We start from the raw sequence: 20,005 nt of genomic DNA on the forward strand, positions 1-20,005 counted from the left end.
GGGCAGCACGCCCAGCACTGCGGCGATCGAGGTCATGCAGATCGGCCGTAACTTGTCGACCGCGCCCTTGATCATGGCCTCCCGCTTGTGCAGGCCCTGTTCGCGGCGCAGGACGTTGACCTCGTCCATCATCAGGATCGCGTTGTTCACCACGACGCCGATCAGCATAACGCCGCCCAGCAGGCCGAGGATGGACAGGGAATTGCCCGTCAGCCAGATCGCCAGGAACAGGCCGAGATACGAGAACGGCACGGTCATCATGATCATGAACGGCTGGGTCCACGATTCCAGGATGGCCGCGAGCAGCAGGTAGGTCAGGAAGATCGCGATGAGGACCACGGTTTTGAATTCGCCGAACGCCTCGGCCATTTTTTCGGCCATGCCGAGGAACATGACGCGGTATCCGGCCGGCAGGCTGGCTGCGATGGATTGACCCAGTTGCTCGACGGCGGTCCCCAGGCCGGCGCCGGGCGCGAGGTCGGCATAGACGCGCACCACGCGCTGTTTCTCGCTGCGGATGATCTGCACGGGCTGCTCGGAGTTCTCCAGCGAGGCGACGGTCTCCAGGTGCAGGGGCTTCCCGCCGGCGCCGGGCAGGTTCAGGGCCGGCACCTGGTCGCGGCCGGGTTCCTCGGCGTACTTGACGCGGATGTCGTAGGTGCGGTCGCCCTTCTTGAAGGTGGAGGCGATGAGCCCCTCGATGTCGCCGCGGAGGGCCAGGCCGAGGCCCCGGGCCGGCGCGCCCAGGTCGTGCAGGATCGCGCGGCGGGGCCGGATCCGGACCTCCGGCTTGCCGACCCGGATGGAATGCTCGATGTCCACGGTCAGCGGGTTATCTTCCGCCATGCGCGCCGCCTCGCGGCCCAGGCGGTTCAGCGTGTCCAGGTCGTCGCCGCTGATCTGGGCCTCGATCATCTTCGACGCGCCGCCGATGGTCGACGGGATCATCACGGAGTACTGGCAGCCCGCCTCGTCCTCCAGCAGGCGCCGGTACGCCTCGCGCACCGACTCGATGCCCTCCTTCCGCTCCGTTTTCGGCGCGAGCCGGACCAGGATTTCCGCGAGGAACGGGCCCTCGGAAACCTGGCCCAGCATGCCCTGGACCTTGCCGACGATCACCAGGCTGTCGCGCACCTCCGGCCGGCCCTCGAACTTCGCCGCGACGGCCTGCGCGCGCCGGGCTGTCTCGTCCACGTTGAAGTCGCCGGGATATTCCAGCTTGATGGACAGCTCGCCGGAGTCGGCCTGCGGGACGAAGGTCATGGAGACCCGGGGCGCGACGAAGACGAGGCCCGCCACGCAGAGCGCCAGGGTGACGGCGACGAGCAGGCCGCTCCGGCGCGACGCACGAAGCAGGGAGCCGCGGTAGGCCGCCTCGAGCTTTTCGTAGAACCGCTGCCACGGCCGGAACAGCCACTGCAGGCGCCGGTTGAACCGCGGCTCGTGCCGCAGCAGCAGGGCGGACAGGATCGGGGTGAGCGTGAAGCTCATGAAGAGGGACGCCAGCGTCGCCGCCGCGATCACCACGCCGAAGCAGCTCAACATGCGCCCGCTCAACGAGCGCATCATGCCGACCGGGATGAACACCACGATGTTCGTCAGCGCGCTGGCGAGCACGGCCACGGCGACCGCCGCCGTGGCCTTCTGCACGTCGTCCTTCACCCGGTCGCGGTGCCCGGACAGCTTGGCCGCGATGTTCTCGAGCACGACGATGGAATTGGTGACCAGGATGCCCACAGAGATGCCGAACGCGGTCAGCGTCGGCGTGTTGAGCGTGTACCCTAGCGACGGCATGATGGTGAACGCCGCCACGATGGAGGCCGGCATGCTGATGAACGCGATGAAGGCCGTGCGGATGTCCTGCAGGAACAGCAGCAGGATGGCGCCGGTCAGCAGGATGCCCTGGACCACGCTGCTCCAGGCGTCGTCCACCGTGGCCTCGATGAAGTCCGCGTCGTCCCGGAACCAGGCCAGCTCCATGCCGCCCGGCAGTTCCGGCCGGAGCTGTTCGACGGCCTCCCGCACGCGCTGGACCACGCGGACGGCATTGGCCTCGCCCTTCTTGACGATCTTGACCGCGATGCACGGCCGGCCCCGGAAGTAAGCCGCGGCCTCGACGCGCTCCGTGCCCATTGTGACGTCCGCCACGTCGCGCACGTAGACGCGCTCGCCGGCGACCACGCCGACCTGCAGGTCGGCGAGATCCTCGATCCGCCCCGCCTCGCCGTCGAACGTGACGGTAAACTCGCGCGAGCCGTCCCGCAGCGAGCCCGAGGGGATCTTGATGTTCCCCTCGCTGACCGCCCGGGCGAGGTCGGGAACGGTCAGCCCGCGCGCGGCCAGCTTCCCGCGGTCGGCCAGCACGTGGACCTCGCGCGTGGCCCCGCCCGTGATCTCGACGTTCGCCACGCCGGCGAGGGTGGAAAGCCGGTCGCGCAGCCGGTTGTCGGCGTAGTCGTACAGCTCGTCTGTCGCCAGGTCGCCGGTGAGCGCAAGGGTGACGACCGGCCGGGCGTTGACGTCGAACTTCAGGATGTTGGGATCCTCCACGGCCTCCGGCAGGTCGGCGCGGATGAGGTCGATCTTCTCCCGGACGTCCATGGCCGCGAGGTCCACGTCGCGGCTCAACTCGAATTCGATCAGCGTCTGGCACACGTTGTTCATGCACGTGGAGTGCAGGTGCCGGATGCCGTCCACGGCGACGACGGCGTCCTCGATCTTCTTCGCGACGGAGGTCTCGATCTCGTCGGGCGCGGCGCCGGGATAGACCGTCAGCACCGTGATGAACGGTAATTCGACCTGTGGCATCAGGTCCAGTCCGAGCTGCCGGTAGGCGAAGGCTCCGAAGAACAGCACCATCAGGATGACCGTGGTCATCGCGATGGGCCGCTTGATGGAGGCATTGGAAAGAAACATGGCGCGCTCCTTTCCCGGTCAGTCGAGGCGGACCCGGTCGCCGTCGTTCAGGAACGCCTGGCCTTCCACGACAAAGCCCCGGTCGAGCAGCGCGTCCGCGTCGAGCAACTCGGTGAACCCGTTGTCCGCGGGCCCCGGCCTGACCGGCGTCAGCACGGCCCGGTCCTCCTCCACGGCGAAGACGACCGCTTGGCCGCCGCGCAGGCCGATGGCCGCGGTCGGCAGGCCCCAGCCGCGGTGCTCGTCGAGCGTGACATCCACGTCGCAGAGCATGCCGGGGGCGTACCCGCGGGCGTCCGGCAGCGCGGCCCGGACCTCGAACGTCCGCGTGACCGGGTGAACCGAGGGCGCCTTGTATGTCACCGCGGCTTCCACCGGTTCGGCGCCGCGGGCGATCCGCAGGCGTGTCCGGTTCGTCTCGACCCGGCCGTAGTACTCCGCGCTCAAGACAAAAACCGCCTCCAGCCGGGCCGGGTCCTCCAGCTCGAAGACCGCCGCCCCGGCCGAGGCGTATTCCCCGAGCTCGACCAGCTTCCGCGTCACGGTGCCCTGGAACGGCGCGGTTACCGTGGAGTCGGCGAGCTGTTTCTCGGCGATCTCCAGCGCCGACCGCGCCTGCGCCTCGCGCGCCTTCGCCAGGTCCACCACCGCGCGGGCGTGGAGCAGCCCCGCCTCGGCGCTCTTGAACGCCGTCTCGGCCTGCTCGAGCGCGTTGAGCGTCACGGCCTTGTCGTCCCGGTAGAGCTTCTGGAACCGCCCATAGTCCAGTTCCGCCTTGGCGAAAACGGCCCGGGCCTCCGCGAGCGCGGCCTGGGCCTCGGCGCGGGACGCGGCCGCGACCTTCAGGTTGTCGCGCTCGATCTGGACCTTGCTTTCCAGGCTGGCCTTGTCGGTCTGGAAGAGCGGCCGGCCCGCTTCGACCGCCGCGCCCTCATCTACGAAGACCTCTTCGATCGTGCCCGCGACGCGGGCCGCGACGCGCGCGCGGTCCACCGCCCGGACCGTGCCCTGCACGCGCAACGCGCTCCGGAAAACCCGCTCCTCGGGTTGCGCGACGCTAACCTTGATCAGGCGGGCCGCGCCGGCCTCCCGGGCCGGTTTCCGGCCGCAGCCGGCCAGGCAGAGAAACAGCAGGATGATGCCAAGCCCGGCGACGATGCGCGGAAGATCATTCTTTTTCATGTTCGGAGTCCTTGTTCATGCCGATGACATCGCGGAAGACCTGCACCGTCATCGAGCGCGCGTAGCCGGCGCTCGCGAGGGCCGCCGCGGCGGCCTCGTCGGCGGCCAGGGCGTCCAGGTAGCGCGACAGGTTCTCGTAGCCGGATTCGTATTGCGCGCGCGCGTCCTTCCGTTCCTGCCCCGCCGCCCGGGCATTCTGCTTCGCGACGTGCCACTGCTCGTCCGCGTCCCGCACGCCCTTCCGCGCCTCGAGCACCTGGAGCAGCACGGACAGCGCGGTTTCCTCGCGCTCGACGAAGGCCTGCCGTTTCTGCGCCCGCGCCGCGCGGTAGGCCTGGATGTTGCGGAAACCCGTGAACAGCGACCACGCGCCCTGCAGGCCCGCGCCCCAGTACTGGTCGTTGACGGTGTAGGAATCCGACGTCGTGTAGAAATTCGCGAAGCCGTACAGCTCGGGCAGGAAAAGCGCCAGCGCGCGCAGGATCTCGTTCTTGTGCAGGGCGACCGCCTGGTCGCCGGCGTACAGCTCCAGCCTCTGCCGCAGGGCGATGAAGAGCCATTCCTCGACCGGCCGGGCTTCCACGGCCTCGGGATCCAGGACCGTCGGCTTCCCGTCCGGCGGCCCGGCGGCGATCCGGCGCAGCGCGGGATCGTCGATGGAGTCCGCCCGGAACGAGGCGTCCGCCAGCGGCCAGAGGTTCAGGGCCTCGAGCAGGCGCGACCGGGCGAGCCCGGCCTCGCGGTCAAGTTGCGCGGCCCGGAGCCGGGCGTTCATTTCCAGGGCGCGGACCTGCTGCAGGTCCGCGTCCCGCGCGTAGCCTTCCCGCGCGAGGGCGGCGACTTCCTTCCGCAGCGCGTCGGCCGCGTCGGCCTGGCGCCGGGCGGCCGCGCGCCGAGATTCGAGCACCGCCAACTGGAGAAACAGGCCGGAAACCTGGACATCCACGAACTGCTCCGCGCGCTCGCGGGAGAGGGCCCGGATGTCCGCGCCGCGCCGCGCGGAGGCGTAGAGCAGCCAGGCGTTCGGGGTGAAGACCGGCTGGGCGATCCGGATCGAGGCGAGGCGGATGTCCTGGTCCTGCGTTTCAACGGGGCTCTCGCCCATCCGGCGCAGCGCGGGCTCGCTCAAGTTGACCGCCTCGAACTGGGCCGAGACCTGGGGCAGGTAGGCGCTGAAGGCGGCTTGGCTGTCGATCCGCGCCAGGCGCTCGGCCAGCCGCGCGCCTGCGAGCGAAAGGCTGCGCTCGCGCGCGATCGCCCGGCAGTCCGCCAGCGAAAGCGAAGGGCTGTATTTTTCCAGGACCGCCTGCGTCTCGGCCACCAGGTTGGAGGACCACGCGTCGGCATGGTGCGCGCGCTGCTCGGCCGGCGTCAGGCTGGAACAGCCGGCGGCCAGCAGGGGAAGAAGCAGAAGGTGTCGGGGAAGAGTCTTCACGGCGTGGCCGTCCGGAAGGATAGGCGGGCGGTGATGCTGTCGGCCACGTGAAGGGCGGTTCGCTCAACCCAGTCCTCGCGGGAAAGACCCGGAGGAAACAGGTGGGCGTCCCACGGCGGCGCGCGGTGAATGTACACCACCACCTGCGAGGCCGCCGAGATCTCCCAGATGCGGACCTCGACCTCGTCGACGTCCTTCGGCAGGCCCATGCGGAGCAGCATGCCCAGGCTCATGCGCAGCGGCTCGAAGAAGCTTTCGTACAGGACGGGGAATACACTCGAGGGCCGCGTGCGCTCGTGGGCGGTCAACTGAACCATCCAGCGCGTGGGCGGCTTTTCCTCCGTGACCAGCCGGAGCGCCGTGCGGAACCATTCCAGCAAAGCGGCCTTCCAGGAATCCTCGTCGCGGACCGTGGAAGGGATGGCCATCAGGGGTTTGCCCACATTTTCGAACAAGGACTGGAAGACCTCGTGGTACAACTGCTCCTTCGAGCGGAAGTAGTAATTCACGGCGGCCACATTGACATCTGCCGCCTCGCAGATTTCACGCACACTGGTCGGCCCGAAGCCCCTGTCGGCGAACTTTTCCATCGCGGCCAGAAGAATGCGCTTTTTCGCATCTTCTTTATTTAAAACATGTTCAGTGTTCATGTGCACCGTATAAAACAAATGTATCAAACGATTGTTTTAACTCTATGCCGAGTTGGAATGGTTGTCAAGCGGGGGCCGCTAAAAATCGGCGAACACGAAGGTATGGTCGGAGGAAGGATTAGCGCGCCGAGGATCGAGATCGATGCCGGACGCCCGGCTCGTCTTGGCCGTGGGCGGCGAGGCGAGGATGTAGTCCAGCCTCCAGCCCAGCCCCCGCTCCACCGCGCGCGGGGTGCGGTAGTCGAAGAACGAGTACTGGCCCGGCTCGGGATGGTGCTTGCGGAAGACGTCCGTGAAGCCCCACGCGAGGCACTGCTCGAACGCCTCGCGCGCGGCGCGATGATAGCAGACGTGGTTTTCCCGTTCTTCGGGATTGTGGACGTCCAGCGGGGTGCGCGCGACGTTGAGGTCACCGAGCCAGATCACGCGGTCGCGCGGTGTGAAGTGCCGGTCGAAATAGTTCCGCAGCCGGGCGTACCATTCGATCTTGTACCGGTACATCGGGTGATCCACCTCGCGGCCCTGCGGGACGTAGGTGTTGATCACGTGCAGCTTCCCGAAGCGCGCGTGGATCAGGCGGGTCTCGTCGGCCGGGCCCTGGTCGTCGAACCCGAACCGCACCTCGTCGGCCGGCTTTTTCGAAATGACGGCGACGCCGTTGTAGCCCTTCTGGCCCCGGAACGCGGCGCGGTAGCCCGCGGCCTCGATCGGCTCGCGCGGAAAGAGTTCATCCACGACCTTGGTTTCCTGGACGGCGAGGATATCCGGCCGGTTTTGCTTCAGCCACGCGAGGACAACCTCCAGCCGGGACCGGATCGAGTTGGCGTTGAACGTCGCGATCTTCATGCGCGCGCCGCGGACTCCTGCTCCTTGAGCAGTTTCCGGATGCCCTTGCCGGCCAGCGCGAGCAGGCGGTCCAGTTCCTCGCGGGAATACGGCGATTCCTCGGCGGTGCCCTGGACCTCGACGAATTTACCCGAGGCGGTCATGACCACGTTCATGTCCACGGCGGCGGCGAGGTCCTCCGTGTAGCACAGGTCGAGCAACGGCCGGCCCTCGACGATCCCGACGCTGACGGCGGCGACGGCCTCGCGCAGGGGGTCTTCCTTGAGCGCGCCCTCTTTCAGGAGCTGGTTCACCGCGCGGCGCAGCGCGACCCACGCGCCGGTGACCGCGGCCGTCCGGGTGCCGCCGTCGGCCTCGATCACGTCGCAGTCGAGCCAGATCGTACGCTCGCCCAGCTTGTCGAGGTCCGTCACGGCGCGCAGGCTGCGGCCGATCAGGCGCTGGATCTCCTGCGTGCGCCCGCTCACCTTGCCCGTGCTGCTTTCCCGCGAGCTGCGGGGCTTCGTGGCGTAGGGGAGGATGCTGTACTCGGCCGTCAGCCAGCCGCCGGACACGTTCTGCGCCCGCATCCAGCGCGGGACGCCGGCCTCGATGCTCGCGCCGCAGATCACGCGCGTGCGGCCGAACTCGACGAGGACGGACCCGGCCGCGGCCGGGGCGAGGTCGGGGATGAACCGGATGGGCCTCAATTCGTCCGGCGCGCGGCCGTCGGCGCGCGCGGCCTTTTTCGCGGGCGCGGTCATGTGGCGTCCAGCGTGGCCCCGAGCTTCGCGGGCAGATCGGCGACGGCGACGCGCTCCTGTTTCATTGTGTCGCGGTCGCGGATGGTGACCGTGCTGTCCTCTAAGGTCTGGAAGTCCACGGTGATGCAGAACGGCGTGCCGATCTCGTCCTGGCGGCGGTAGCGGCGGCCGATGGCGCCGGCGACGTCCCAGAACGCGGGCCAGCGGCGGCGGAGCGTGTCGAAGATGCCGCGGGCCTTCTCCACCAGCTCCGGCTTGTTCTTCATGAGCGGGAACACGGCGACCTTGACCGGCGCCGCGCGCGGGGCGAAGCGCATGACCGTGCGGGCCTCATAGCCCTGGGGAGGCTGTTTCCCGGGCTCGGCGGGCAGCGGGGGCTGCCCGGCGGCCTCGGCGGTGGGCACCCACTCCTCGCGGTAGGCCTCGCAGAGCAGCGCGAGCGCGATGCGGTCCACGCCGGCGGACGGCTCGACGACGTGCGGGACGAACTTCTGCTTCGTCTCCTCGTCGAAGTACTCCATGGACTTGCCGCTGAATTCCTGGTGGCGGCTCAAGTCGAAGTTGCCACGCGCCGCGATGCCCTCGAGCTCCTGCGTGCCGAACGGGAAGTCGTACATCACGTCCACGCAGGCGCTGGCGTAATGGGCGAGCTCTTCCTTCGGGTAGACGTAGCGGTGCAGGTGGCCCTCGGGCAGGCCGATGGACTGGTACCACTTCATCCGCTCCGCGACCCAGTACTCGTGCCACTCCGCGTCGGTGCCGGGCTTGATGAAGAACTCCAGCTCCATCTGCTCGAATTCGCGCGAGCGGAAGGTGTAGTTGCGCGGGTTGATCTCGTTGCGGAAGGCCTTGCCGATCTGCGCGATGCCGAACGGGACCTTCTGGCGCGCGACCTCGAGGACGTTCTTGAACTGCGCGAAGATGCCCTGGGCGGTTTCGGGGCGGAGGTAGGCCACCGTCGAGGCGTCCTTGACCGGCCCGACATTGGTCTCGAACATCAGGTTGAAGAGGCGCGCCTCGGTGTACTCGTGCGGGCCGCCCTGCGGGCACTTGGTCTCCGGCAGCTGGTCCGCGCGCCAGCGGCCCTTGCATTTCTTGCAGTCCACCATGGGGTCGGCGAAGCCCTGGACGTGGCCGGACGCCTCCCAGATGCGCGGGTGCATGATGATGGAGGAATCGAGGCCGACGATGTCGTCCCGGTTCTGGACCATCGCGCGCCACCAGGACTCCTTGATGTTCCGCTTGAGCTCGACGCCCAGCGGTCCGTAGTCCCAGAACCCGTTGATGCCGCCGTAGATTTCGGAGCTCTGGAAGATGAAGCCGCGGCGCTTGCAGAGCGAGGCCAGGGCTTCCATGGTCAGTTGGGCTTTGTCCGTTGTCATGGGACCGGCATGGTGCGCCAGCGGGGGCGAACGGGTCAAGAGGTTTTGGGGAAAGGGTTCAGGGCTTAGGGTTCGGGGTTCAGGATCTGAACCCTGACCACCGAACCCTGAACCCTTTTCAGGCCACCCACACTTCCACGTTCCGGCAGCCGGCGACGGCGAGGCCGGCGGGCAGGCTTTCCGGCGTGTCGAGGAGCTTCCGGACCACGGCGGCTTTGTCGGGCCCGGACGCCAGGAAGACGACTTCCTCGACGTGCTGCAGCAGCCCCGGCGTAACGCTGATGCGGTGCGGCGGGTTCGGGCGCCGGACGGAGACGGCGAGCCGGCCCGCGCCGCGCCGGACGTCGGTCGGGCTGAACAGCGACGCCGTGTGCCCGTCGGTGCCGAGGCCCAGCAGGCCGAGGGTGAAATGCGCGCCCCCGTGCAGCAGGGCCTGCAGGTCCCGGTGGTACTGCTCCGCGGCCTCGTCGAGGGGAAGGCTGGTGTTCACGCGGAGCAGCCGGTCGCCGGGCACGGACAGGGCGGTGAACAGGTCCGCCAGCGGCCTGAAATTGCTGTCCGGGTGGGTGGGCGGGACGTAGCGCTCGTCGCTCAAGAAAAAGCGGAGCTCCGGGGCGGCAACGACGCCTTCGGCCGCGAGCGCGCGGTAGGCGGGAAGAGGCGTCCGGCCGCCGGAGAGCATGACGGCCCGCCACCGGGGCGACGGGTGGGGCGCGAGGTGCCGCGCCAGCAGCGCGACCGCGGCGTCGGTCAACTCCTCCGGCGAGGCGAATCGGCACAGTTTCATTCGCATTCGATCCCTTCTCGCGCGGCGAGTTCGCGGGTGGCGGCGGGGCCGGCGCTGCCGAACGGATAGGGCTCCGGCCGGACGCGGTCGATTTCCGTTTCGTGGAGGATCGGGGTGAAGATATCCCAGGCGGCGGCCAGCTCGTCGGCGCGGATGAAGAGGCTCTTGTCGCCCCGCAGGGCGTCGAGCAGGAGGCACTCGTAGGCGTCGGGGATGATCTCCTTGAACGCGGCGTGGTAGCGCAGGTCCAGCGCGGTTTCCTCGAGGCGGAGGGCCAGGCCGGGCGCCTTGTTGATGATGCGCAGGTTGATGGCCTCGTCGGGCTGCACGCGGATGATGAGGTCATTTTCCGGCAGGACGGGCAGCAGCCGGGCGAAGGGATTGCCCGGCACCGGCCGGAAGCGGACCCGGATTTCCGCGAGCCGCCCGTCGAGCCCTTTGCCGGCGCGCATGAAGAACGGGACTCCCCGCCAACGGTCGTTTTCGACGCGCAGCACGCAGGCGGCGTAGGTGGGCGTGACCGAGTCCGGCGCCACGCCGGGCTCCTCAAGGTACCCGGGCTGGCGGCGCCCGCGGCGCTCGACGCCGGTATACTGGCCCAGCACGAGGTCTTTTTGACGAAGGGGCGGGATGGCCCGCAGGACTTTCACCTTCTCGTCGCGCACGGCGCGGGCGTCCACGGCGGCGGGGCGCTCCATGGCCAGCAGGGAGAGGATCTGCAGCAGGTGGTTCTGCATCACGTCGCGTATGACGCCGATGCCGTCGTAGTAGCCGCCGCGCGAGCCGATGCCGATGTCTTCCTTCCAGCAGATGTCCACGCCCCGGATGAACTCGCGGCTCCAGAGCGGCTCGAACACGATGTTGGCGAAGCGAAGGACCAGCAGGTTCTGGACGAGTTCCTTGCCGAGGTAGTGATCGATCCGGTAGATCTGCCGTTCGCTGAAGACGTGGACCAGTTCGCGGGCCATTTCGTCCGAGGACGCCCGGTCGCGGCCGAAGGGCTTTTCCATCACCACGCGCGACCAGCCGCGGCCGGGGCCGCACGTGACGAGCCCGGCGTCGGCCAGGGCGTGGGCCACGTCGAGGAATACGGACGGCGGGATGGCGAGGTAGAAGAGGCGGTTGACTTCGGCGGTTTTCTCGAAGCCCTTCATGCGCCGGAACAGGTCGAGGAACGAATCCGCCGAGTGGTACTGGCCGGCCTGGTAGTGGCAGCGCGCGAGGAATCGGTCCATCCACTGGGCGCAGTTCGCGCCGGGCACATAGCGGCAGGTCAGGTGCTCCATCGCCTTCTGCCGGAACTCCGTGTCGGTCATGGGCGTGCGCGCGAAGCCGTAGAAGCGGACCTCGGGCGGGAGGAGGTTCTGGCTGAAGAGCGAGAAGAGGGCCGGCAGGATTTTTTTCTGGGCCAGGTCGCCGGAGGCGCCCACGAGGACGAGGCTCAACGGCTTGTCATGTTCCACCTGGAGCGTCGGCGTTTCGGTCATGGCGAAGGGCCTCGTCGTGGCGGCAGTGTACGCGAGGCGGCGGGTTTTCTCAAGGGGGCGGGCCGGTTGAATAACGGCGGGCCGGGCGCGTCGAAAGGAAAGAGAGGATGGACGCATGAGCACGTTCATGAACAGGGCGGCAAGGCGGTGGGGCGGCGTCGCGCTGGCGCTGTGGGGACTGGCGCTGTGCGGTTGCGAGGAGGACTACTGTGGCGGCTGCGGCGACCCGCCGCCCGCGGTGGTCGTCGAGGAGCCGGCCTATCCCTACCGCGTCGAGGTCTACGTGGCGGATCCCGCGGGATTCGCGGTGGCCTACGCGGACGTCGAACTGATCGTGGCGACCGTGCCGGAGCGGCGCGTATCCGGGTTCACGGGGTACGACGGGGTGGCCTGGTTCGAGGTCGACGCGTCGCCGGGCGTGACGCTGGTGGCCTACGCCAGCGCGCCCGGGTTCGAGAGCAATGCCGGAGACATCGGCACGTACGCCGGCGCCCAGGTCCTGCACATCGGGGTGTGTCTCTTCCCGTTGTACTGAATCCGCCCCCTCGGCCATACTTTGCAAAGTATGGCCGGGGGTCTTGCACATCATTCGGCCCCAGATGACGTGCTCGCGCCGCCCTCGTCCCGCGGCGGGAAAAATAACTCGCCGGAGGCCAGGGCCGGGGGGAGCACGCGAGGCGGGCCTCCGAACTGATGCACCCGCGGCACAAGGCCGCAGGGGTCTTCAGAAGGGATGTGCGGTACAGAGGTATGTCCGCGGCGGAAATCATGTCTCGCCAAGCGCGGCGGGCGTTATATAGTTCCCCCCCGATGGATGCCGCGGCCGCGCGCATCTTTCCGGGAGCAGGCGATGAATTGGTATCTGCGGAAGGCCGGGAGCGAAACCGTATACGGCCCGGTGGACGAGAAGAACCTCGAGGCCTGGGCCGCCGACGGCCGCGTGGCGCCCAATGACCTTGTCTCGGCGGACCGGCGGGAATGGAAGCCGGCCCCGACTGTTTCCAGCCTGAAGATGGAATGGGTGGCTCAATTGCCCGACGGCAAGCCGTTCGGGCCCGTGCCGTCCCAGGCCCTGCGCGAGTTGATCCGCAGCGGCGAACTGAAACCCGACACCCCCGTCCGATCCGCGAAGTCAGGACTGACCATGACGCTCTCCGCCCTGTTGGAGAGCGAAGAGAAACCCTCCGCGGCCGAGTTGAAATGGAAGGCCGAGGCGGAGGCGGCACGGAAGGCGTCGGCCGAATCGGAAACCCGCGCCGGCCAGGCCGATGCGGCGCTGAAAACAGCCCGGGAGACGCTGGCCCGGACGGAGCAGGAGCGAGACCGGGCCCTGCAGCGCGCCGCGGAGGCCGAGAAGAAGGCGCTCGATCTGGAAAAAAATGCCGAGGCGGCCGAGGCTCGGGCCCGGGCGGCGGCGGAACAACGCGCGGCAGAGCAGGCGAAAGCCGCGTCGGCCGCCGAGCGCCTCGCCGCCGAGACCCGGACCCTCCAGGAGCAACTGGACCGGGTCCGGCGGGAGACGGACGACGCGGCCGCCGCCGCGGCATCGGAAGCCGCCCAGGCGCGGGGTCGCGCCGAGCAGGCCGCCCGGGAAGCCGCGGAGGCCCGGGCCGCGGCCCAGAAACAAACCGCCGAACTGCAGGCGCGCTCCGCCCAGCTCGCGTCGGCCCGGGCGGAGATCGCTACCTGGAGGGAGCAGTGTGAGCGCGCCCGCGTCGCCGCGACGGAAGCGGCCGCGCAGGCGGAAAAGGCGCGGCAGGAGGCCGCGAAACCGTCCGCCGACCTGGTGCCCCGCGACCTCCTGGAAGAAGCGCGTCGGCGCATCGCGCAACTGGAGCGCGGGTACAAGCAGGCGCTGCAGACGGTCCAGCGCAGTCTTTCGGCCAGGGTCGGGGAAAACCAGTCCATGCCGCCCGAGCAACTGCGGCGGGGGGATATCGCGTGAGCCGGTCTCCATGAAAAAACGAAACTACACGATACGGGAGGCCGGGTTCGCGGATGCCCCGGCGATCTTCGCCATCATCAAGCGGCACCCGGACGAGTTGGTGCCCCGCCCGGTCAGCGATATCATCCAGAACATCGACCGCTTCCTCGTGGCGGTGGTGGACGGTGCGATCGTCGGCAACGTGTCCTGGGGCATCCTGCCCGAGATCGGGCAGGCCAAGCATCCGACGATCGAGATCAAATCCGTGGCCGTGGACCGCGCCTACCGCGGCACCGGGATGGGGCGGGCCCTGGTCCAGGCCGCGATCCGGCGCGTGAAGAAGCTGAAGCCCGAAATGGTGATCGTGCTGACGTTCAAGCCGGACTTTTTCCGGAAGTTCGGGTTCGCCGAGGTGCCCAAGGAGAGCATCATGCACAAGCTCTACACGGGTTGCGTGAACTGCACCAAGTACGATTCCCCGTTCACCTGCCCGGAAGTCGCGATGGGCTTGAAGTGGAAGTACGAGCCGCCGGCGCCCCGCGGGAAGTAAACCGCCTACTCCAGGCACACCAGCATCAGGTTGCCCTCGCCGGCGTCGGGCGCGATGATCATGTGCGCGAGACGCGAGGCCCCCGGCAACTCCACCGTCTGGCGCTCCTTGCCGGAGCGGATGAACTGGTCCAGCGGAGAGCCGTCCTGGATCTTGTCGAGCAGCCCCAGCAGGTCGCGCGCGGCCTTGTTCATGGCGACGACCCGGTGGTCCGCGTCGAGCAGCATGGCCGCCAGGTGCAGATCGTCCAATTCCTCCAGCAGCACGTCCTTGACCTGCTCGAGGCGCCGGATGCGGCCTTCCTGCTCGGCGCGGACCTCGTCCACCTTCTCATCGATCCGGGTTTCGATTTCCGCGGCGATGATATCCGCCGCCTGGGGCGGCGTGGCCTCGTTCTTGGAGACGGCGTCGAATACGCTGCTTACGAATTCCCGCAGAGGCCGGCGCCCGGAGGCGACCGGTTTCTGCCCCGCCAGGCGCGGGGGGGCCGCCCGAATCTCGGACGTGGTTTCGGACTCCAGGTCCCAGGATTTCGGGGCCGCGGACTTCATGGCGGGCCGGGCCGGTGATGCGGGCCCGGCCTTGGGGGCGGCCGGACCGGCCGCCGCCGGGCCGGCTTTCGCGGCGGCGCCCGTGGCCGGCGGATAGACGACGCGCTCGCGGCCGATGATGCCGTATTTGATCTTCTGTTCGAGGACGTGCCGGATGCCGGCGTTTTCCAGGCACAGGGTCAGGCCGCTCGTCTCCAACTTCCTGTCCGTGGCGAGCATGATGCCGGCAAAAGCCGAGAGTTCCGATGCCGTCAGGCCGGGCAGCAGCGAAACGCCCTTCACCCCGCGGTCCTCGAACCATTTCGCGGTGCTTCGCATCAGCCCGGATTCGGGTTCGAGCGCGAGCGCGCCGTGGCGGATCTGGCCGTCGGCGAAGTACAGGACCACCTCGCCGGCCTCGTCCATGGCCGCCGCCAGCGCGGCCAGCTGCTGCTCGACCGCGCGCTGGAAAGCCGGGTGCTGCACCTGGTACATCCGCGCGGTGCTGATCAGGCCCGCCAGCGCGCGCGCGGCGGCGGTCACCTGGCGGAGGCGCGGGTCGTTCTTTTCGGGCGTGCTGGCTGGGGGCGGCATACGGCTCTTCCTTTGTTACAAAAGAACAATCATCGTATTTTCAGCCGTCCTTGTAAAGCATAACGCGCGCTCGCCCTGCGCCGAATAATGGGCTTGCAGTTTGGGCTCCCGGCGACAAGATGCCCGCAGCCCCGAGGTGCCTCATGACGAAACTGGAACGCCTGGTCGCGGCCCTGGACCGCGAACTGCGCATCGATCAGTTCCGCGATGCGTCCCGCAACGGCCTGCAGGTGGCCAACGACGGCCGGGTCCGGCGGATCGAGTGCGGCGTGGACGCCAACCTGGAGTTTTTCGAAGCCGCCCGGCGCCGGGGGGCCGACCTGCTGATCTGCCACCACGGCTTGAGCTGGGGCGATTCCATGACCCGGCTGACCGGGGTTCAGTACCGGCGGGTCGCGTTCCTCATTCGAAACAACATGGCTTTGTATGCGGCGCACCTGCCGCTGGACGCTCACCCGCGGCTCGGCAACAACGTGCAGATCGCCCGCGCCATGGGCATTCGCGGGCTGAAGCCGTTCGGGAACTACCACGGACAGGTGATCGGCTGGGCGGGGCGCCTGGCAAGCCCCATGCCGTTCGCCGCGTTCAAGAAGCGCGCGGAGCGCGTCCTGCGCCACGGCCTGCAGACCATGGAGTACGGCCCGGCGACGGTGCGGACGGTCGCGGTGGTGTCGGGCGGCGCGGCGGACCTGGTCGAGGAGGCGGGGCGCAAGGGGCTCGACGTCTTCCTGTCCGGCGAGCCCGCCCTGCAGGCCCGGACCCCGGCGATGGAATACGGAGTGCACGCCGTCTTCGCGGGACATTACGCCACCGAACTCTTCGGCGTGCGCGCGGCCGGCGCATACCTGACCCGCCGCTTCCGGGTGCCGTGCGAGACGCTGGATTTCCGCGTGCCCTTCTGACGGGGCCGCGGCCCCGCCTTTTTTTGACTTGAGCCCGGCCGGGTTGTGGTGTTTGTTCACCCTGTTAAACCCAGAAGGAAAACCATGAGCAACAAGTTCTACGAGTTGGCGCAGCAGCAGCGGGTGGCCCTGACGCGGTTCATGCAGGACATCGTTTCGATCCCCTCCTTGAGCAGCCAGGAGGGCGCGGTCGTCGAGCGCATGGCCGCCGAGATGAAGAAGCTGGGGTACGACGAGGTCATCATCGATCCCATGGGCAACCTGATCGGCCGGATCGGCAACGGCCCGGTGAAGATCGCCCTCGACGGGCACTGCGACACCGTGGACGTCGGCAACGCCTCGCTCTGGAAGCGCGATCCCTTCAAGGCCGAGGTCGAAAACGGCATCCTCTACGGCCGCGGCGCCAGCGACCAGAAGGGCGGCGTGGCTTCCGCGATCTATTCGGCCGCGCTGCTCAAGCAGGCCGGCTTCCCCGAGAAGGCCACGCTCTACGTCGTCGCCTCCGTCCAGGAGGAGGATTGCGACGGGCTCTGCTGGCAGTACATCATCAAGGAGGACAAGATCGTCCCCGACGTCGTCGTCCTCACCGAGCCGACCAGCCTGAAGATCTACCGCGGGCACCGCGGCCGCATGGAGATCGAGGTCTCCACCGAGGGCCTCTCGTGCCACGGCTCCGCCCCGGAGCGCGGCGTCAACGCCGTGTACAAGATGGCCCCGATCATCCAGGACATCGAGAAGCTCAACGAGCGCCTGCCGCCCCGCGCCCCGCTGGGCAAGGGCACCGTGACCATCAGCCACATCCGCTCCACGTCGCCCAGCCTGTGCGCCGTCGCGGACAGTTGCACGATCCACCTCGACCGCCGCCTGACCGTGGGCGAGACGGAGGAGACCTCGGTCAAGGAGCTGTACGACCTGCCCTCCGTCAAGGCCGCCGGCGCGAAGGTCAAGGTGCTCGAGTACGCCGTGCCGAGCTTCAAGGGCCTGACCTACCCGACCAAGAAGTACTTCCCGACGTGGGAATTCCCGGAATCCACGCCGCACGTGCAGAAGGCCGTGGCCGCCTACCGGGGGACGTTCGGCGGGGAGCCGGAGGTCGGGCACTGGACCTTCAGCACCAACGGCATTGCCACGGCCGGCATGCACGGCGTGCCGAGCCTCGGCTTCGGCCCCGGGCACGAGAAGTTCGCGCACTTCCCGGACGAGCAGATCGAGATCGAGCACCTCGTCCGCGCCGCGGCGTTCTACGCCGCGTTCGTGAAGGAGTTCGCGGGCTGACGCCGCTGTAGCCGGGATCGCCGATCCCGGCCACAATCCCTGGCGCCCTCAATCGCAATAGCTGTGGTGTCCCGCCGGCGCGGCCGCGGCCGCGCCGGCCTGGCTTCGGCCGCTCATCCGCCTCCGCCACAGCTCCGCCAGGCCGCCGCGCGCGGTCTCGCGGTAGGCGCTTTGCAGGTCCGCGCCCGTCTGGTACATGACCTCGATCACGTCGTCGAAGCTCACCAGGTGCCGCCCGTCGGTGAGCAGGGCGAACACCGCGCATTCCGCGGCGCGCAGGCACGCGGTCATGTTGCGCTCGATGCACGGGATCTGGACGTAGCCCTCGATCGGGTCGCAGGTCAGGCCGAGGTGGTGCTCCATGCCGATCTCCGCCGCGTACTCGATCTGGCGCAGCGTGCCCCCGAGCAACTGCGCGCCCGCCGCCGCGGCCATGGAGCAGGCCGAGCCCACCTCGCCCTGGCAGCCGACCTCCGCGCCCGAGATCGACGCGTTGGCCCGGATTACCGATCCGAACAGCCCCGCGGTCGCCAGCGCCTCGAGGATGTCGCGGCGGGGCAGCCCCTTGACCGTGTGATAGTAGTAGAGCATCCCGGGCAGCACGCCGGCCGCGCCGCAGGACGGCGCCGTGACGATCGTCCCCCCGGCCGCGTTTTCCTCCGACACCGCCAGCGCGAAGGCCGCCAGCAGGGCGAGGTCGCGCTGGGGGCTGGCCAGGTCGCGGCCGCGGAGCAGGGTCGTGCGCGCCTTGCGCGCCAGCTTGAGCGGGCCGGGCAGGAAGTTCTCCCGGCTTTCCAGTCCCCGCCGGACGCTCGCCTCCATGGCCTCCCAGATGGTCTCCAGACGCGGCCACGGGTCGCGCTCGGTTTGTTCCACCAGTTGCCAGAACGGCAGGCCCTGCGCCTCGCAGACGGCCAGGTGCTCGGTGATGGTGCGGCCGGGATAGCGCGCGGGCTCGTCATCCCCCACGGGCCCGCTGTCGTCCCGCAGGTTGCCGCCGCCGATGCTGTAGACCGTCCACGAATCCGTCACGCGGCCTCCGCCGTCCAGCGCGTCGAACCGCAAGGTGTTCGGATGCTTCAGGCCGCCGGTTTCGGTGTCCCAGGCGAACTCGACCGGGATGTCTCCGAGCGCGCGCCGGATGCTCTGGTCCGTCAGGTGGCCGCGCCCGGTGGCCGCGAGGCTGCCGAAGAGCGTCGCGCGGATCGAGGCGGGCGGCGCGGGCTGCCGGGCGAGGAAGCGGCGGGCGGCGCGCTCGGGCCCGATGCTGTGCGAGCTCGAGGGGCCGGCGCCGATCTTGTACAGGTCGAAAATCGAGCCCACCACGGGCTGGTCCGTCTTCATGCCGCGATCATACTAGCCGCTGGCGGCGGCGGCCGCAAGCCGCTCCGGCCGCGCTTGCGCGCCGCGGGCGGCCGGAGTAAGGTAGCCGCCCGATGTCGGGCACCCTCTTCAACGCGGCGGGAAAGCAGGAACAGGCCGAGATGCTCCGCGCGATCGGCGCGAAGGATTTTGACGACCTCTTTATCCACGTCCCGGCCGAATACCAGACGAGAGAATTCCGCCTGCCCGCCGGCCGTTCCGAGCTGGAGATGATGCAGGTCCTGCGCGGCCTCGCGGCGCGGAATTCGGCGCGGCTGATCAATTTCTGCGGCGGCGGCTTCTACGACCACTTCATCCCGGCCGCCGTGGACGCCCTCTCCTCTCGGGGCGAGTTTTACACCGCCTACACGCCGTACCAGCCCGAGGCGGCGCAGGGTACGCTCCAGGCGATCTACGAGTATCAAACCGCCATCGCGCGGCTGACCGAAATGGACGCCGCCAACGCCTCGCTCTACGACGGCGGCACGGCCCTCTTCGAGGGCGTCATGATGGCCCTGCGCATCACCGGCCGGCGCCGCGTGCTGGTGGACCAGGGCGTCAGCCCGATCTACCGCACGATGCTCCGCAGCTACACCGCGAACCTCTCCATTGAGTACGAGGAGATTCCGCTGTCCGGCGGCCGGGCCGACCGCGTCGCGTTCCAGGCCCGCCTGAACCGCGACGTGGCCGCGGTCGTGCTGCAGAACCCGAATTTCTTCGGAAGCGTGGACGACCTGTCCGACCTGGCCGCCGCCGCGCGGGCCGTCGGCGCGCTGGCGGTGATGTCGGTGTACCCGGTCGCCCTCGGCCTGCTGAAAACGCCGGGCGCGATGGGCGCGGACGTCGCCACGGGCGAGGGCCAGAGCCTCGGCTTGCCGCTCTCGTTCGGCGGGCCGTACCTCGGCTTCATGGCGGTCCGGCAGGCCCACGTGCGCAAGATGCCCGGCCGGATCGTCGGCGCGGCGAAGGACGCGCAGGGGCGGCGCGGGTTCGTGCTGACCCTGCAGGCGCGGGAGCAGCACATCCGCCGCGAGAAGGCGATGTCCAACATCTGCACCAACGAGGCGCTCTGCGCCCTGCGCGCGGTGATCTACCTCTCGCTCGTCGGCAAGCGGGGGTTGGTGGAGGTCGCGCAACTGTGCGCCGCGCGCGCCGCCTACGCGCGGGAGCGGCTGCTGGCGATCCCGGGCGTGAAGCCCGCCTTCGACGCGCCGTTCTTCAACGAGCTGGCCCTCGCGCTGCCGCGGGACGCGTCGGAGGTCGTCAGCGCGCTCATCGAGCAGGGCCTTGCCGCGGGCTTCCCGGTCGGGCGCTATTATCCCGGCATGGAAAACGTCCTGCTGCTGGCCTTTACCGAGAAGCGGACGAAAGAGGAGATCAACATCCTGGCGGCCAAGCTGGAGGCCCTGCTGTGAATTTTTTAAACGCAAAGGCGCAAAG

The 20,005-nt window shown here is 68.9% G+C and carries 17 protein-coding genes; 6 read left to right on the top strand and 11 right to left on the bottom strand.

Features of this window, described 5'->3' with window-relative positions:
* From KA248_00005 to zwf, 9 genes are all read right to left on the bottom strand, one after another.
* Nucleotides 1-2,916 (bottom strand): efflux RND transporter permease subunit (locus tag KA248_00005; GenBank protein MBP7828275.1); only part of this gene is annotated, 2,916 nt, incomplete at its 3' end.
* Nucleotides 2,917-2,934: 18 nt separating this feature from the next.
* Complete coding sequence (locus tag KA248_00010) at nucleotides 2,935-4,098, bottom strand: efflux RND transporter periplasmic adaptor subunit (GenBank protein ID MBP7828276.1); 1,164 nt, start codon at nucleotides 4,096-4,098, stop codon at nucleotides 2,935-2,937.
* On the bottom strand, nucleotides 4,085-5,533 hold the full coding sequence (locus KA248_00015) for a TolC family protein (GenBank protein ID MBP7828277.1): 1,449 nt from the start codon (nucleotides 5,531-5,533) through the stop codon (nucleotides 4,085-4,087). The genes KA248_00010 and KA248_00015 overlap by 14 nt, the downstream gene beginning before the upstream one ends.
* A complete protein-coding gene (locus KA248_00020; GenBank protein MBP7828278.1) occupies nucleotides 5,530-6,123 on the bottom strand; it encodes a CerR family C-terminal domain-containing protein in 594 nt (197 codons plus the stop codon). Before KA248_00020 ends, KA248_00015 begins: the two co-directional genes overlap by 4 nt.
* A 138-nt stretch (nucleotides 6,124-6,261) precedes the next feature.
* Entirely contained in the window at nucleotides 6,262-7,029 is a 768-nt protein-coding gene (xth, locus tag KA248_00025) for an exodeoxyribonuclease III (GenBank protein ID MBP7828279.1), read from the bottom strand.
* On the bottom strand, nucleotides 7,026-7,772 hold the full coding sequence (rph, locus tag KA248_00030) for a ribonuclease PH (GenBank protein ID MBP7828280.1): 747 nt from the start codon (nucleotides 7,770-7,772) through the stop codon (nucleotides 7,026-7,028). The genes xth and rph overlap by 4 nt, the downstream gene beginning before the upstream one ends.
* On the bottom strand, nucleotides 7,769-9,127 hold the full coding sequence (locus KA248_00035) for a glycine--tRNA ligase (GenBank protein MBP7828281.1): 1,359 nt from the start codon (nucleotides 9,125-9,127) through the stop codon (nucleotides 7,769-7,771). Before KA248_00035 ends, rph begins: the two co-directional genes overlap by 4 nt.
* Before the next feature lie 145 nt (nucleotides 9,128-9,272).
* Nucleotides 9,273-9,941, bottom strand: a complete 669-nt coding sequence (locus tag KA248_00040; protein MBP7828282.1) for a 6-phosphogluconolactonase — start codon at nucleotides 9,939-9,941, stop codon at nucleotides 9,273-9,275.
* Nucleotides 9,938-11,428 carry a glucose-6-phosphate dehydrogenase gene (zwf, locus tag KA248_00045; GenBank protein MBP7828283.1) on the bottom strand — a complete coding sequence of 497 codons (1,491 nt, stop codon included), beginning with the start codon at nucleotides 11,426-11,428 and terminating at the stop codon, nucleotides 9,938-9,940. Before zwf ends, KA248_00040 begins: the two co-directional genes overlap by 4 nt.
* A gap of 115 nt (nucleotides 11,429-11,543) precedes the next feature.
* Between zwf and KA248_00050 the strand changes: the two genes are divergently transcribed.
* The 3 genes from KA248_00050 (at nucleotide 11,544) to KA248_00060 (ending at nucleotide 13,902) form a co-directional block, all read left to right on the top strand.
* Nucleotides 11,544-11,963: a hypothetical protein gene (locus KA248_00050; protein ID MBP7828284.1), complete on the top strand. Its 420-nt coding sequence runs from the start codon at nucleotides 11,544-11,546 to the stop codon at nucleotides 11,961-11,963.
* 315 nt (nucleotides 11,964-12,278) lie between these two features.
* Nucleotides 12,279-13,373, top strand: a complete 1,095-nt coding sequence (locus KA248_00055; GenBank protein ID MBP7828285.1) for a DUF4339 domain-containing protein — start codon at nucleotides 12,279-12,281, stop codon at nucleotides 13,371-13,373.
* Nucleotides 13,374-13,383: 10 nt separating this feature from the next.
* The gene (locus KA248_00060; GenBank protein ID MBP7828286.1) at nucleotides 13,384-13,902 is read left to right on the top strand and encodes a GNAT family N-acetyltransferase; all 519 of its coding nucleotides are present in this window, start codon (nucleotides 13,384-13,386) and stop codon (nucleotides 13,900-13,902) included.
* Between the two features lie 5 nt (nucleotides 13,903-13,907).
* On the opposite strand, the gene KA248_00065 is transcribed toward KA248_00060, so the two are convergent.
* The gene (locus KA248_00065) at nucleotides 13,908-15,026 is read right to left on the bottom strand and encodes a hypothetical protein (GenBank protein ID MBP7828287.1); all 1,119 of its coding nucleotides are present in this window, start codon (nucleotides 15,024-15,026) and stop codon (nucleotides 13,908-13,910) included.
* 143 nt (nucleotides 15,027-15,169) lie between these two features.
* On the opposite strand from KA248_00065, the gene KA248_00070 reads away from it, so the two are divergent.
* Both KA248_00070 and KA248_00075 read left to right on the top strand, forming a co-directional pair.
* The gene (locus tag KA248_00070; protein ID MBP7828288.1) at nucleotides 15,170-15,928 is read left to right on the top strand and encodes a Nif3-like dinuclear metal center hexameric protein; all 759 of its coding nucleotides are present in this window, start codon (nucleotides 15,170-15,172) and stop codon (nucleotides 15,926-15,928) included.
* A gap of 84 nt (nucleotides 15,929-16,012) precedes the next feature.
* Entirely contained in the window at nucleotides 16,013-17,203 is a 1,191-nt protein-coding gene (locus tag KA248_00075) for a YgeY family selenium metabolism-linked hydrolase (protein MBP7828289.1), read from the top strand.
* 48 nt (nucleotides 17,204-17,251) lie between these two features.
* On the opposite strand, the gene KA248_00080 is transcribed toward KA248_00075, so the two are convergent.
* A complete protein-coding gene (locus KA248_00080) occupies nucleotides 17,252-18,526 on the bottom strand; it encodes an L-serine ammonia-lyase, iron-sulfur-dependent, subunit alpha (protein ID MBP7828290.1) in 1,275 nt (424 codons plus the stop codon).
* Nucleotides 18,527-18,639: 113 nt separating this feature from the next.
* On the opposite strand from KA248_00080, the gene gcvPA reads away from it, so the two are divergent.
* Nucleotides 18,640-19,980, top strand: a complete 1,341-nt coding sequence (gcvPA, locus tag KA248_00085; GenBank protein MBP7828291.1) for an aminomethyl-transferring glycine dehydrogenase subunit GcvPA — start codon at nucleotides 18,640-18,642, stop codon at nucleotides 19,978-19,980.
* Nucleotides 19,981-20,005 lie beyond the last annotated feature (25 nt).

It is taken from the genome of Kiritimatiellia bacterium (assembly GCA_018001225.1).
Classification (GTDB): Bacteria; Verrucomicrobiota; Kiritimatiellia; order CAIQIC01; family JAGNIJ01; genus JAGNIJ01.